Source organism: Rhodococcus sp. PBTS 1, from assembly GCF_001620025.1.
GTDB lineage: Bacteria > Actinomycetota > Actinomycetes > Mycobacteriales > Mycobacteriaceae > Rhodococcoides > Rhodococcoides kroppenstedtii.
The window spans coordinates 3,275,174-3,289,939 of sequence record NZ_CP015219.1 but is presented as its reverse complement, the minus strand read 5'-3'; the positions used below and the strand labels follow the sequence as shown (position 1 = coordinate 3,289,939).

Annotated in this window: 9 protein-coding genes; 2 read left to right on the top strand and 7 right to left on the bottom strand. The window is 73.6% G+C overall.

The window, feature by feature from the left end:
* Positions 1-255: 255 nt before the first annotated feature.
* A complete protein-coding gene (locus tag A3Q40_RS14990) occupies positions 256-948 on the top strand; it encodes a hypothetical protein (protein ID WP_068103331.1) in 693 nt (230 codons plus the stop codon).
* 183 nt (positions 949-1,131) lie between these two features.
* Here A3Q40_RS14990 and A3Q40_RS14985 read toward each other — a convergent pair whose 3' ends face one another.
* The 7 genes from A3Q40_RS14985 to A3Q40_RS14955 form a co-directional block, all read right to left on the bottom strand.
* Complete coding sequence (locus A3Q40_RS14985; protein ID WP_068103329.1) at positions 1,132-1,506, bottom strand: hypothetical protein; 375 nt, start codon at positions 1,504-1,506, stop codon at positions 1,132-1,134.
* A gap of 471 nt (positions 1,507-1,977) precedes the next feature.
* Complete coding sequence (locus tag A3Q40_RS14980) at positions 1,978-3,024, bottom strand: S1 family peptidase (protein ID WP_068103328.1); 1,047 nt, start codon at positions 3,022-3,024, stop codon at positions 1,978-1,980.
* A complete protein-coding gene (locus A3Q40_RS14975) occupies positions 3,021-4,331 on the bottom strand; it encodes a S1 family peptidase (protein WP_068103326.1) in 1,311 nt (436 codons plus the stop codon). The genes A3Q40_RS14980 and A3Q40_RS14975 overlap by 4 nt, the downstream gene beginning before the upstream one ends.
* 120 nt (positions 4,332-4,451) lie before the next feature.
* Positions 4,452-5,516: a hypothetical protein gene (locus tag A3Q40_RS14970; RefSeq protein WP_068103324.1), complete on the bottom strand. Its 1,065-nt coding sequence runs from the start codon at positions 5,514-5,516 to the stop codon at positions 4,452-4,454.
* A 132-nt stretch (positions 5,517-5,648) separates the two neighbouring features.
* On the bottom strand, positions 5,649-6,746 hold the full coding sequence (locus A3Q40_RS14965) for a hypothetical protein (protein WP_068103322.1): 1,098 nt from the start codon (positions 6,744-6,746) through the stop codon (positions 5,649-5,651).
* On the bottom strand, positions 6,743-8,596 hold the full coding sequence (locus A3Q40_RS14960) for a helix-turn-helix transcriptional regulator (RefSeq protein ID WP_068103320.1): 1,854 nt from the start codon (positions 8,594-8,596) through the stop codon (positions 6,743-6,745). The genes A3Q40_RS14965 and A3Q40_RS14960 overlap by 4 nt, the downstream gene beginning before the upstream one ends.
* Positions 8,593-10,338: an Hsp70 family protein gene (locus A3Q40_RS14955; RefSeq protein WP_069973048.1), complete on the bottom strand. Its 1,746-nt coding sequence runs from the start codon at positions 10,336-10,338 to the stop codon at positions 8,593-8,595. Before A3Q40_RS14955 ends, A3Q40_RS14960 begins: the two co-directional genes overlap by 4 nt.
* 268 nt (positions 10,339-10,606) lie before the next feature.
* Here A3Q40_RS14955 and A3Q40_RS14950 point away from each other — a divergent pair, with 268 nt between their 5' ends.
* On the top strand, positions 10,607-14,647 hold the full coding sequence (locus tag A3Q40_RS14950; protein ID WP_068103316.1) for an IniB N-terminal domain-containing protein: 4,041 nt from the start codon (positions 10,607-10,609) through the stop codon (positions 14,645-14,647).
* The last annotated feature ends 119 nt before the right edge of the window (positions 14,648-14,766 follow it).

Sequence of the window (14,766 nt, the reverse complement as noted above, 5' to 3'; positions counted from 1 at the left end):
TGACGGGGGCTACGTTAGGCGCGCGGTACGCCAGCGGCGCGTGAAGGTCTGCCTAACTCGCCGACGAACGTGGACGGCGTCCCGATTGCGGACAAACACACCACGATCGCGTACTGGTTGTTATCCTTCACGAGCTCGAGCTGCAGCTGCGCTGATGTGAACGAAACCAACCGTCGATTCGGTTGTGTCGGCGGTTACGGCTACAGTGCACGGGTCGGGGCCCGACACCTCTCTCCTTGAACGAACGGAACATAGATGAACCTGCGTCGACTCGTAGCGACCTCCGCTATCGCTGTTGCCTCCCTCGCGGTGTGGACCGGAACCGCCTACGCGGAGCCCACCACCACGGCTCCGGCTCCGGCCGAGGAGAACTCCTCGATCAACTGGGCGTCCCGCGTCGAGGCCGGTGGCGTGATCACCACGGTCGACGCCGGTCTGTTCCGCGCCTCGGACGACGACAAGTCCGTCGTCCTCGAGGACAACGAGGGCAACGAGGTTTTGAGCCTGCCGCTGTCGTTCAATTTGAACGGTGTCGAGTTCCCCTACGGCGTCGAGTACACCGACGAGGGCCGCACCGTGAAGCTGATCCCGAACCTGTCTGCTCCGATCGGTGCTGCGCCGAACGCTCTCGAGCAGAACGTCGCGTCGCCGGCCGAGAACCAGAAGGCCGAAGAGGCCTTCCGCTCGCAGCTCGCCCTCGCATCCGCCGTCGGTGGGCTCTCCGGCACCATCGCCGGCGCCGGACTCGGCTGCATCATCGGCGGAACCCCCGTCGCGCTCGCCATCCCGCTGGCTGTCGCCACGTGCCTCGGCGGCGCCGTCATCGGTGCCCCCATCGGCGGCCTGATCGGCACCATCACGGCCGGTGGCCCGACCCTGGTGGTCGCGGGCGTCGATCTGCTCAACACCTACAACGCCGCGCCCGGCACGACCAAGTTCGCCAACTGATTCACCCCGCACGTCCGGCCGTCGTCTGACGGCTGACACGTCGACCCCCGCACAACCCGGTTTCGGGAGGTGCGGGGGTCGCGTCGTTGTCGGGTGTTCTCGGTCGACCGCGGTCTGCCGCAACAGCAACTGGAAACGACGATGCCCGGCCGCGAGCGCGGCCGGGCATTGTGCGTGTGTGGGTCAGAAGTACGGCAGCGTGGCTCCGAGGAACACCAGTCCGGCGACGAGGCCGACCACACCGGCGGCAATGCCGATGCCGGCGTCCATGCGATCGGCGTCGGGAATCCGTAGCGCAACGGCGCCGAGCACGAGAGCGCCGAGTCCCAGAACGAGCCCGAGGCCGAAGGCCCAGAACGTCACCACGGACAGCGCTCCGAGGAGCAGAGCGGCGTCGGCGTGGTGGCCGTCGAGTCGGTGCCAGAGTCGAACGACGGCGGACTGTCGGGGCGGTGTCGCTGTCTCGTCCGTGTGGTCGGTGGACGGCGCGTACTCGACGGTGGGGGTGGCCTCACCGACGGATCGGTCGAAGGGAACGGACGAGTCGGCGACGGTCACGATGCACCCCCGATTCGCGTGACGATCGACCCGATGACCTGGCCCGGGTGTGGTTCTCGGCGCAGCACGGCAGAACACCTCCTCGTGAGTGTGCGGACAATCGAAGCTCGACGACGTCGGACGGACGACGGAGCGACTGCGCACCTCGATGTTACCACTGGGGCGGATGTGGTTCAGACCACGAAGCGAGCCACACTGGTCGAAAATGTTGACCGACAACGGTTTTGGCCGGAAAACAACGTCGGCCCCGCAACCGTGTGGTTGCGGGGCCGACTGCGGCTCGACTAGCTGCCGGAGTTGCTCACGATCTGGAAGATGTAGCCGATGATGGTGAAGCCGAGCTTGATGATCTCTTCCATGTGCCGTTCCTTCTGTTCCGTTCGTGGACATCCCGCACCACCCCGAGGGCGCGGAGGCGAGTGCCTCGGGCCGGTACTTTACCGAACACATTCCGATCGGTCTCGTGCTTGGTCACGACGTACGCAGGCTCAACCCGGGATTGTCCTCGAGGATCTTCGACATGGGCGTGGCGAAGAGTTGCGGTCCGGTACCGGACACGAAGGCGACGGCGTCGGCCACGGCGCACTGACCGTATTGCCCCACGTTGGACGCACTCGAGACCCCCACGGCCAAGGTGCCGGACACCAACGGTCCACCGCTGTCACCCTGCAGGGCGCAGATGTCGGTGACGACGGCGTCGCGCAGCACCCGAGCCCCGACGTCGACGGTCCGTCCCACGGCGGTCACGGTGCCGCACGTGAATCCGGTGGTGGCGCCGGCCTTGCAGACGGGCATGCCGACCACGGGTTCGGCCACACCGGTGATGTCGAGCGGCGCGGCTCCCGGCACGCGGATGTCGTTGTTGCGGAAGCGGTCCGCTACGTCGTCGTTCAGGCGTACGACCGACCAGTCGTGCCCGTCGAGGGACCCGCGCGCGACGGTGCCCAACGGTGACCCGTCCAGGCCCTGCACCTGCGAGGCCCCCGAGGTTCCCGCCGCGGCGAGGTTCGGGTCGCAGTGGCCGGCCGTGACGATCACGGGCGCACCGGAATCGGTGCCGTTGAACCCCACCGAGCACCGCAGACCGGCTGTGCCCGAGGACGCGACGATGCCGTCGCCACCCGACGATGTCGCGTCGGCGATCGACGTGGCCGAGAGGGTGGCCTGTGGTGCGTCGTCGGCGGCGACGGTCCCGACGGTGAACCCGGCTCGCAGGACCGCGGCACGTGCCGCGTCGAGCGTGGTCCCGCTGGTCAGGTCGACGACCCCTTGCCCGGTGGCGTCGAGGCGCACCCCGGCAACGCTGTCGGCGAAGTCGACGCGAGCACGATCGGCGAAAGCCGTGAGGTCCGCGGCGACAGCGGAGCGCTGGTGCCAGTCGAATTCGGTCAGCCCGAGGTCGCGCTGGAGTGCGTCGGCAAGTGTCACGGCCACCGGCTCCTGCGCCGTCGCGGCGGGAGCGGTGCCCAGCGCGGTACTCGTCAGCAGGACCGCGACGACGGCGGCACGGACTCTCACGACGTGCGCACCGTGGTGCCGGACTCTGCGGCGACGGCCTGGATCGGGATGCCGAGACTCGCCGTGCCGCCGTACTGCGCGAGCGCGAGATTGGCCTCGCCGCAGCTGGGGGCGCCCCCGCTGTTCGAGCCGCTGGTGATGCCCAGGGCGAGTGTGCCCGTGACGATGGCGCCGCCGCTGTCGCCGGCGAGAGTGCAGGCGGTGCTGGCGAATCCGCGGATGGTGGCTTCGCTGCCGTCGCCCAGGATCAGCTGCGTCTCCACCCGGTCGGCTGCGACGACACCGCACGTGAACGACGACGCCTGGCCGGACTTGCACACCGGGGCGCCGATGACCGGCGCCGCCGTTCCGGTGATCGTGAGCGTCGTGCCTCCGGCACCGCGCACGGCGGGCTCGTGAAGACCGGCCGCGACGCCGGCGTCGTCGAGCGCGATGACCGACCAGTCGAGTCCCGCGGGGCCGCCGACGGTGGACCGATCGAAGCGACCGACGGGCGCGCTGGCCCGCACGTCCGCACCGGACGGGAGGTAGACGCGGGCAGTGCCGTCCGGGCCGGGACCGGGATCGCAGTGGCCGGCGGAGAGGCTGACCGGGCGGCCCGACGCGTCCGTGGCGGCGAAGCCGAACGAGCAGATCTCGATGCTCTCGAGTGGTGCGGTGGCGAGGTCCTCCGACGACGTCACGTAGTCGTCACCGCCGGTGACGGCCGGAGTGCCGCCGGGCGCCGGGGCCGGCGGCGAGAGAACCACCTGCAGGTTGGCGATGGCGGTCGGGAGATCGAGTGCGCGTCCGATCGGGCTGTTGGCGATGTCGACGACCACCTTGCCGCGCAGCACGTCGACGGCCGCGGAATTGATCTGTGACGACACCTCGCGCGGGAGCGCCGAGACCCAGCGACCGAACTCGGCGAGGGACGCGTCGAGGCTGTCGGCCGACACGGGCGACTGTCGGCTGCGGAAGCCGTCGTCGGCCACGCGCGCTGCCGCCTCGGTGGTGGTCACGGCGACCACCGGGACGCCGTCGTCACCCATCCACGCGCCCGCGAAATCGGCGGGGTTCTGCTGCCGGAAGTCGTCGGCGTAGGACCGCAGCTGCTGCGCCGCGGCCGCGCGGTCCAGGTATTCCTGCGGACTCAGATGCAGGTCTCGCTGCACGGCCGCGACCAGCTCGGCCGGCAATCGATTCGCGGGCAGCTGGGCGGGCCCGTTCTCGATCGGTGCCGCGGTGGCGACGGCTGCGGAAAGACCCGTTCCGAGAACCGTGGCGCCGAGCAGGGCGGAGAACCGAAGGAGGGCGGCGTGACGCATGAAGTCCTTTCGGGGGCACTGATGTCCACCGGGGTCGTGGGGCGATCGGTCTCGACCGGAGGGCGCACAGGAGCCTAGGGCATCGAGATGAGCGAACCCTGTGAGCCGTATCCGGTCGCCTCAGGGTGTGGGCGTCACCGCGCCGGTGGTGCCGCTCGGGGACGGCGTCGTGGTCGGCGCCGCCGTACTGGTCGGAGCCGGCGCCGTCGTGGCGGGGAGCGGGAACTCGGGCAGGGTGGGGAGACCGGGCAGGTCGGGGAGGTCCGGAAGGTCCGGGACGGAGAACGGCGGCCACTGCCCGTCGGGCGGAACCGGCACCGAGGTGAGACCCGGGGCCGGCGCGAACCCGGGCACGGTGGTCGCGCTCGCGGGCGGCGGTTCGACCGCAGCGGAGTCCGTAGCCTCCGGCGCGGGCGCGCTCTCCGGGGCGGCCGGATCCGGCGTCGACGACGGGTCGACGGCCTGGTCTTCCGGCGTCGCGTCACCGGCCGTCGCGTCACCCGACGTCGCGCTGCCGACCGGCGGCACCACGTCGCGCGAGGTGGCGGGCTCGACGTCGCGGGCGTCGTCGAGGTGGGTCGCCGCCGTGGCGCCGCCGACGAGGACGACGAGGGCACCCGCGGCTGCCAACACGGCGGCGCGGGTCGGAGCGGGCGCGCGGCGTCGGCGACGGGCCGGCCGGTCGAGCCGGGGCTGCGGGGTCAGCTCGGAGCGGGCGGCGATCTCGGGATCGGCCGACGTGGCGGCCCGCAGCGATCCGCCGAATCCTCCGTGATCGAGACCGTCGCGCAACGCCTCGACCGCGTCGGGCGACAGGTGCGCCGGGTGGAGGACGGTGACGGTGGTGTCGCGGGGAAGGCCGTACAGCTCGCAAACGGCTGCGACGACGGAGAGGACGAAACCCGCGGCGACGTCCTCGGTGCGCAGGTGGCGGCCGTCGAGGACCCACGCCCCCGTCCGGTCGAGGCCGTCCACGAAGCCCGAGGTCCCGGCCGCGGCGGCGACCACCTGCCCGCTCGCGTCGCTGCCGGCGACGGTGGGACACCGGAACAGCTGCGCCTCGGCACCGTCGATGCGGGCGGCGACCACGGTGCCTGCATCGACGAGTGCGAGGGCCAGTTCCGCCGAGGCCGGTGCGGCATCGCCGAGACGCCCGTCCGCACGGGTGTTCCGGCGCGCAACCACAGCTGTCGTCCCCCTCGGCGAGTCGTGTCGGTCCGGGATAACAGAACGCCCGGTACGCCCACCCTATCGGCTGGGTCCGACACCCGCCGAACTACGAGACGGCTCCGTGATGTTTCCCGAATTCCGCCGTCGTCATCCCGCGGTCGACGGTGCCGGCGACGTCGAAACACTCGGGGACTCGTCGTCACCCGGCGTCTCTTCGTCCGACTCGCCCGGTTCCGTTTCCGAAGGATCGGTGTCGCCGGGTTCGGTAACGGGGTCCGGCTCGGGAGCGGGCGAGTCCGACGGGGCCGGATCGACGGTGGGTCCGGGCGGGGGACCGACCGGCACGACGGGCAGCACCACGGACGGCGACGGGACGGGCGCCGACGCGGCCGGCGGGGACGCCGGTGCGGCGACCTCCGGCACGGTGGCCGCGACGTCCACGGCGGAGACCGCGGCACCGGCGGGGACCGTGGGGAACGGTCCCGCCGAACGGGACACCCCGGGCCGGGTCGTGGTGGTCGGGGACGCGGGATTCGCGTCGGCGATGACGGGGACGGCGGTGCTCACCGTGCGGTCGCCCGTCACGACGATCGCCCCGGCGACCGCGGCAGCGATCGCGATCGTCGCGGCCGCGGCCCCGACGACGAGGGGAAGCCGTCGACGGCGCGACTCCGGCGCGAGGTCCGTCGACTCGACGACGCCCGGAACGGGACTCGGTGCGAGGCCGGCGGCGGTGCGGGCCGCGGCCAGGGCGACGGCGAGGTGGTCGTCGACGGTGCCGGCGGGAGCGCCCGTGACCGGCACCAGGTCCACGCCGGACAGCGACAGGAACGCGAGCGAATCCTGGAGTGCTGCGGTCTGTTCCGTCGACCACGTGGTCGGATGTGCGACGGCGACGATGTCCGCGTCGGGCAGTGCCCGGTCGATCAGCAGGAGCAGCACGGTGGCCAGCAGGTCCTCCGCGCGCAGGACCGCGCCGTGGGCGGACACCACACCGGCGGGATCGCCGAGGTGATCGGAGAAGCGGTCCACCACATCGACGGTCGGGCTCGGCTCGTCCGGCCGCGTCAGGGAGGACGACCCGTCCGGGAGAAGATAGAGGACACCGTCGGTCACGACGGGCACGCGCACCATCTCACCCGTCGTCGACGAGAGCACCACCGCCACGGCGGCCCGGTCCGTGACGTGCAGCCCCAGAACGCGACCGGGCGCGGGGGTGTCGGTCGTGGGCGTGTCGGGCGTCATGGTTGCTCGCGTTCCTCCTGCTGCCCGTACCCCGCGGCGCGCAGCATCGACAGCAACTCCGACCGGGAACCGGCGTCCAGCCGCCGCCGGATACGGGCGACGTGGTGTTCGACGGTCTTCGCCGAAATGTACAGGCGGGCGCCGATCTCCCGGTAGGTCAGGCCCAGCACCAAGAGCTGGGCCACTTCCGCCTCGCGGTCGGTCAGCTCGCCGGCCGACGACGTGGCGTCGGGAACAGATGCGGCCGAGGTGATCTCGCGCGCGGTCTGCAGGAGTGCGGTGGCGGTGCGGGTGTCGTCGACCCGCAGGGCGGCGTCGCTCGCCAAGCGTGCGGCCTCCCAGGCATGGCCGAACCGTTCGAGAGACCGGGTACACGCGCGGACGTCGTCGGCGTCGGGTTCGCCCTGCAGGACGCGGAGCCAGCAGCGGCCGGCCGCCGCCACCGCCGCGGCGTGCGGACTGTGTTGGGCCAGGGCTCCCAGAGTTCGGGCGTGCGGCACCAGGTCCGCGGGCGCTCCCGCCAGAATGGCGGCCTGGACGCCGTACCAGTGCCACGCCGTGGCCCACAGGGGAGGCTCGCCGAGACCGGCCAGGATCGCGGACGTGCGGTCGACGGCGTGCCGGATGCGCCCCGCGTCGCCGAGGCGCGTCGAGGCGAGCCACAGTTCGCCGACGGGAAGGACGGTGTAGAGGTCGGGTTCGACCTCCACGAGCAGACGACGAGCGTCGGCGAGAGTGGACGCCAGGGCCCCGGTGTCACCGCGTCGCCGTGCGACGGCGGCACGGAGTCCGCTCCACCACAACAGGTCTCGTCGGTCCAGGCGCTCGGGTTCGGTCCTGCGAATGCAGGTCTCGGCGGCGTCGACGTCGCCGAGGAGCATGGCGGCCCACGCGCCGAGAAGGCCGGTGCGGGTCGTCGACGCCTCGGTCAACACGTCCCGCGCCGTCCGCGGGTCGCCCAGGTGTATCGCGAGAAGCCCGGCCAACGACGCCGGGTGGTCGTCGGTCGTCGGGTCGGCCAGGGCACAGGCGCGGAGCATCGAACCCAGTGCCGCCGTCGGGGTTTCGGACACCGATGCGAGCATGCCGGCCGCGACCAGGCCGTTCCGAGCCGTGTCACTGGTGGGCAGCGCCGCCGACGGCGCGCCCGAGAAGGTCTCGGCCGTCTCCCGTTCGCCGACGGCGAGGAGCGACACCACCGCGTGGGCGACATCCGATCCCGCGCGGGCAGCGCCGAGCCAGCGGTAGACCGAGGCGGCGTGCGAGGGAGCGCCGCGGCGGAGGGCGACGGTGGCCGCCACCTGGGCCGCGCCGCGCACGGCCTCGTCGTCGCTCGTGGGCTCGGTGAGAACGGTGTCGGCCTGCTGCGCCGCGGCGTCGAGGTCGCCGACGGCCAGGCGCGCCTGCGCGCGAGGCGCGGCCGCGCGGCCCGGGTCGGCGCCCGCGGCGATCGCCGCGTCCCATAACGCCGGTGCCTGTTCGGGCGTCGCCGATTCTGCTGTCCGCGTGAGGAAGTCGGCCAGCGCGGGAAGTCGAACACCCGCCGTCGCCAACGCGACGGCCGTGTCGGGGGCGAGGATCTGCGCGTCCAGCAGTCCGGTGGCGACGCGGCGCAGCAGGATGGTGGTGCCGTGCGGCCCGACCGTCCCCCGCAGCACCGACGACACGTCGGTCAGGTCCGCCGTCCGCTCGATCGCGCTCACGGCGTCGGGAATCGGCAGCGCCGCGATCTCGGAGACCAGATAGGGGTCGGGATCGAGACCCACCGACCGCAGCGCGAGGACGGTCAGCGCGGAGTGGTCCCGGACGTCGACGGCCGTGGCTCCGGCCGGGGCGTCGTCGAGGGTCACTGTCCGGTGAGTCCGCCGAGAAGCCCGCCGACACCCTGTCCGACGCCGCCGACCACCGATCCGGCCGTGTCGCCGACGCCGCCCACCACACCGCCGACACCGTCGGCGACGCCGCCGACCCCGTTGGTGATGCCGCCCACCACGTTCGGGGGCGTGTATTGCGGGAGGGACGGAGCCTGGAACGTCGGCGCCGGGGGAGGCGTGTAGGCGGGCAGCGTCGGCGCGTTCACCGACGGCACCTGCACGTCCGGCGCCGTCACGCCCGGAACCTCGGCCGCGCCGGTCGGAACGGCGGCTCCCGGGGCGCCTGGTGCCGTGCTCGTCGTGGGCGATCCGGCCGCGGTGCTGCCGGGTATCCGCGCGCCCGTGCTCGGATTCGTCGCTCCCGCGGATCCCGTGGCGGCGGAACCGATTCCGGTCGTCTCGCCGCCGGTGGCGTCGTCGACCGAGGCCGGTTCGACGACGGCGCTGGTGGCGGGGGAGTCGGAGATGGGGTTGTCGACGACGCCGGTGGCCACGCCGACCGACAGCCCGCCGGCGGCGAGCACGGCGACCGCCGCGGCCACTCCGACGACGACGCCCGCGCGTCGTCGACCGGTGGCGGGCTTGGCGTGGGAGTGCGGCGTGACCGGCACGGGCGGCAGGGCGCGCTCGGGGCGTCGCTCGATCGGGGCGATGAGGTCGGTCTCGGCGTCGTCGGTCGTCGCGGCCGCCGCAGCAGGCGCGACCGCCGCGAGCCGGGTCGCGGTGAGCGCCGCGCCCCACGCCGACGTCGCTGCCGGGTCGGAACTCAGGGTGAGGGGGACACGAAGTCTCGCGGACAACGTCTCGGTGAGAAGGGGAATCGCGCCGCCGCCGCCGGCGAGCACCACGCGGGACAGGGTCGCGGCGTCGACCCCCGCGGAGCGAAGGGCGTCCTCGACGACGCGGACGACGTCGTCGGCGCTCTCCCGCAACAGTTCCTCGAGTTCCGACCGCACCACGCGCACGTCGGCGGACACGCCGGGCAACCGAACCGGAACCACGGTGTCGGTGTCGGCGGAAAGAGCCTCCTTGGCCGTCGCGCACCGCTCACGGAGGTCCGCGAGGGCATCGACGGTGGCCGGGTCGGCGGGGTCGAGGGCGTCGGTGTCGACTTGCGCGAGAACGTGTTCGAGCAGGAGACCGTCGATGGCGGCGCCCCCGGTGTCGTCGGATCGCACGGTGCGGCCGAGCAGCACGGCCTCGTCGCCGGTGCGGACGACGGACGCGGTGGTGCCGCTCTGTCCCTGGTCGACGACGGCGACCACACCGTCCGCGACGGCGTCGGGCGTCTGCTGGAGCCAGGCGACGGTGCAGAGCGCTTCGGGGGCGTACTCCGCCTCGATGCCGCGCTCGGCCGCAGCGGAGCGCAGGCGGTCGACGGTGTACGACGACCATTCGGTGGGGTGGGCGACGACGACGGACGTGTGCGGTCCGGCTTCCTCGATCAGGCCGGCGAGCGTGCGGGCGACGAGCTCGTCGCCCGAGAAGGTGCGGCCGTCGTCGGTCACCAGGTCGACGGGGTCGCCGACCCGCCCGGCGTAGCCGCGGACGACGGACCCGGAGCGGTCGGCGGCGTCGGCGAACCGAGCGTCTCCGTTCGGGTCGATCTCGAGTGCGGACGGCCGCGCGACGACGCGGGCGTCGTGCAGATCGGCCGACCCCGCCGAGACCGCGATCGCGGTGGCCGTGCCGACCTTCGTGCCCAACCCTGACGCCATGTCGCCGACTCCCGTTCGCAGTGTCACCCGTCCGCCCGTGACGTCGTCGTCCGGCGACCGTTCGTTACACATCACAGCACGTTTCCGACCGACTGGGGGATCGATCCCCTATACCCCCTAACGGCGCGGCTCGGGCCCCCGGGAACCCCCGGGTGGCGAGAAGGGGGCTCGGCCCCGTTGGGACAGATCACCAATCGCCCTAGTTTCGATGACAACGCGGCCGAGACCCATCGGTCGACCCGAGACCCTCGACGATCGGACACCCACGATGGCCACCAACGCCGTTCTCGACTTCATCCTCAACCTCCTCCGCGACGACAAGGCCGCCGCCGCGTACTGCGCCGACCCGCAGCGCGCGCTGAACGCCGCCGGCCTGCCCGAGGTCTGCCCCGCCGACATCGTGGCCGTCGCCCCGATGGTGTCCGAGTCCGGCCTGTTCGACGGCGGCTCGCGCCTGGCCTCGATCGTCAACGCCGGCAACGTGACCAACACGATCTCGAACGCCAACACCAACAACTTCGGGGACATCACCAACACCTTCGCCCCGTCCCTCGTCGGCGGGTCGTTGGCCGTGGGGTCCATCGGCGCCATCAGCAACGTCGGCAACGACAACAGCGTCGGGAACTTCGACCTGGGCGGACTGAACTTCGGGAACGTCGACTTCGGCAACGCCGACTTCGGCTTCCTCGACCTCGGCGGGCTCGACTTCGGGGCGATCGACCTCGGTGGGCTGAACATCTTCGACAACGCCTTCGACTTCGGCAACCTCGACTTCGGCGCCATCGACCTGGGTGCGATCGATCTCGGTGCGATCGACTTCGGCGCCTTCGATCTCGGCTCCCTCAGCCTGGGAGACCTGACCCTCGGGGACCTCGACCTCGCCGGCCAGTTCACGTCCATCCTCGCGCTCGTCATCGGCAACGGCCTGTCCCTCGGTGGCGAGCTCGCGGCGCAGTTCGGTGCCGCCCTCGGCGCTGCTCTCGAGGGCCTGCTGGCCTTGGGCGGGCTGCTGGATCTCGACGTGCTCGCGGAGCTCGGCGCGACGCTCGCCGGCGCTCTCACCGCTGCACTCGGCCTCGGTGCAGGCGCCGGAGCTCAGCTCACCGCAGCACTCGACGCCGTCCTCGGCACCATCACCGACCTCGACCTCGGCGGTGCTCTCGATCTGTCCGGCGCCCTCGGCGGCGCCCTCGAGCTGGGCGGCGCGCTGAGCGCCAACCTCGGCGCGGCCCTGGGCGGCGTGCTCGGCACCGCCGTCACCGCCGGTGGCGCCCTCGGTGCGGAACTCGCTGCCGCGCTGACCGGCGGCCTCGGCCTCGCCGGTGGCCTCGGCGTGATCCTCGGCGGTGCCCTCGGCGCCGGTGCCGACCTGACCGGCTCGCTGACCGCCGGCCTCGGTGCCGCGATCGACGCTGCCGGCGACCTCGGCGCCACCCTCACCGGGATGCTCGACGCGACCGTGATCGCGGCGCTGGCCGGCTCCCTGACCACCGCGCTCTCCGGCGCCCTCGAGACGGCCCTCGCCGCCGGTGGCGACATCGCCGGCGAGTTCGGTGCCGGCCTCGGCCTGCTCCTGGGCGGCGTCGTCGACGCCGCGGGTGGGCTGGACCTCGACGCGCTCCTCGGTGTCGGCGGCAGCCTCGGCGCGGCACTCACCGGCGCCCTCGGCCTCGGCGGCGGCCTGGCCGCGCAGCTCGGCGCGGCGCTCGACGGTGCACTCGGTCTGGCGGGCGACCTCGACCTGGCCGGTGACCTCGGCGCGACTCTCAGCGCAGCCCTTGCCGGCGCGCTGACCGCCGGCGGCACGGTCGCCGGCGACCTGGGCGCGGCCTTCGGCGCCGTCCTCGGCGGCGTGCTCGGCGCCGACCTGACGGGCGACCTGGGCGCGCAGCTGGCCGCCCTGCTCGGCGGCGGCCTCGATCTGGACGCCGCTCTCGGCGCGGTGCTCGGCCTCGGCGCCGGTCTCGGCGGGGCCCTGGATCTCGGCGGGGCGCTCGATCTCGACGGTGCTCTGGCCGCCGCGCTCGGCGCGGGCGGGCTGCTCACCGGTGACCTGCAGGCTCTGCTGGGTGGTGACCTGGCGGCGCAGCTCGGTGCGGCGTTGACGGCCGGTCTGGCGCTCGGCGGCGAGGCCGCGGGTCAGCTGGGTCTGGCTCTGGGTGGCGCTCTGGCCGGGGTGACGGATCTGGCGGCCGGTGCGGACCTCGGTGCGGCACTGGCTGCGGCTCTGGGCCTGACCGGAACCGGTGCGGCGACGCTGGCCGGCGCTCTCGACGCGGTGCTGGGCCTCGGCGGTGAGTTGGACCTGACCGGTGACCTGGCCGCGACGGTCGGTGCGGCGCTGAGCGGCGCGCTGGCGGCGGGCGGCGATCTGGCGGCCACCGTGGGCGGCACGCTGGGTGCGGCTCTGGGCGGTGCGCTGACGGCGGATCTGCAGGCGACGCTGGCGGGTCTGCTCGCCGGTGGTCTCGACCTCGATGCGGCACTGGGCGCGGTGCTCGGTGCGGTGCCCGGACTCGACCTGGGTGCGGACCTCACCGGTGCGCTCACCGGCATCGTCGGCACCGGACTGGACCTCGACGCCCTGCTCGCCGGCGACCTCGCCGCGCAGCTGTCCGCGGGTCTGGCCGCGGCCCTCGGCGCCGGCGGCGAACTGGCCGGCACCGTCGGTGCGGCACTCGGCGGCGCGCTGTCCGGCGTGACCGACCTGGCCGCCGGAGCGGACCTCGGTGCGGCGCTGGCCGCGGCGCTGGGCCTGACCGGCACCGGTGCGGCTGCCCTGGCCGGCGCGCTCGACACCGCGCTCGGCCTGACCGGCGGGCTCGACCTGACCGGCGACCTGAGCGCTGCTCTCGGCGGCGCGCTGGCCGCGGGCGGCGAGCTCGCCGCGACCGTCGGCGGCACCCTCGGTGGTGCCCTGGGCGGCGCCCTCACCGCCGATCTGCAGGCGCAGCTGGCGGCCCTCCTGGCCGGCGGGGTGGACCTCGAGGCGGCTCTGGGCACCGTCCTGGACGCAGCCCCCGACCTCGAGCTCGGTGCCGAGCTGACCGGTGCCCTCACCGGCGCGATCGGAGCCGGACTCGGACTGCTGGGCGAGGTGGCGATCCCGGAGACCGGTCTGGACCTGAGCGGCAGCCTCGCCGGTGCCCTCGGCGCGGGCGGCGCGGCCGCCGCGGGGCTGGGCGGCACGCTGGGTGCGGTGCTGGGCGGCACGGTGCTCGGTGACCTGGATACCGAGGCTCTGCTCGCCGGTGATCTCGGCGGTGCGGTGGCCGGTGCCCTGGGCGGTGCGCTGGACGCCGACGCCGAGCTCGTCGGCGACCTGGCCACGGCGCTCACCGGAGCCCTCGACGTCGCCGGCGTCGTCGACGCCGCCGGTGGTGTGACCGGCGATCTGTCCGCGGCCCTGGGCGCGGCGTTCGGAGTCGGCGGTTCCGTCGGCACCGAACTGGGCGGCGCGCTGGGCGCGGTCCTCGGTGCCTCCGGCGCCGTCGACACCGCGGGCACCCTGGGTGCGGCGCTGGGAGCGGGTGGCCAGCTGACGTCCGCTCTGGACACCGCGCTGAACGGCGCCCTCGCTGCGGGCGGGGCGATCGACACCGACGGCCTGCTCGACGTCACGGCCACGGTGGACAGCAACCTCGGCACGGTTCTCGGTGGCGGCATCGTCGCCGGCGGCGAGATCGCGGGCGGTCTGGGTGCCGGCGTCGTCGGTGCGGCCGACACCCTGGCCGGAGCCGGACTGGACGCGGCCACCGGCGCCACGGCCGGGCTCGGCGGTGCCCTCGCCTCGGACGGCGCGATCGGCGCCGGGCTGGGCCTGGGCACGGGCCTCGGGCTCGACACCGGCCTGGTCGGTGACCTGGCCGGCACCGTCGACACCACCGGCGCTCTCGGCGGGGTCGTCGACACCGCCGGAGACCTCGGTGGGGCGGCCGACGCGGCCGGCGCCATCGGCGGTGCCGTCGGCGGCGCACTGGGTGCGGCCGGAACGGTCGGCGGCGCACTCGACGCCGCGGGCTCGCTCGGCGGCGCGGTCGACACCGCGGGCTCGCTCGGCGGCGCGGTCGACTCCACGGCCGATCTGACCGGTGGAGTCGCCGACACCTGGCAGAACGTGGACGCCGACGACGCGTTCGGCGGGGTCGGTGCCGTTGCCGACACCGCGGGCGACGTGACGGGTGGCCTCACCGGTGGCCTCACCGGCGCGCTGGGCGGCGGACTGGGCGGCGCTCTCGGCGGCGGCGTCGACGCCGGCCAGGAGGCCGTGATCGACACCGCGACCGATCAGGCCGACGACACGCAGTAGGCACGACAAGCAGTAGGCACGACCCGCAGTAGGCACGACCCCGCTCGACCGACGACCCCGCACGCGCTCCCCGCGTGCGGGGTCGTCCCTTACGGTAGGAAAGAGGTGGTGAGACCTCA

Coding starts and splice junctions, on each gene's coding strand:
- A3Q40_RS14955 (WP_069973048.1), bottom strand. CDS start 10,338: ATGGCGTCAGGGTTGGGCACGAAGGTCGGCACGGCCACCGCGATCGCG.
- A3Q40_RS14975 (WP_068103326.1), bottom strand. CDS start 4,331: ATGCGTCACGCCGCCCTCCTTCGGTTCTCCGCCCTGCTCGGCGCCACG.
- A3Q40_RS14950 (WP_068103316.1), top strand. CDS start 10,607: ATGGCCACCAACGCCGTTCTCGACTTCATCCTCAACCTCCTCCGCGAC.
- A3Q40_RS14990 (WP_068103331.1), top strand. CDS start 256: ATGAACCTGCGTCGACTCGTAGCGACCTCCGCTATCGCTGTTGCCTCC.
- A3Q40_RS14965 (WP_068103322.1), bottom strand. CDS start 6,746: ATGACGCCCGACACGCCCACGACCGACACCCCCGCGCCCGGTCGCGTT.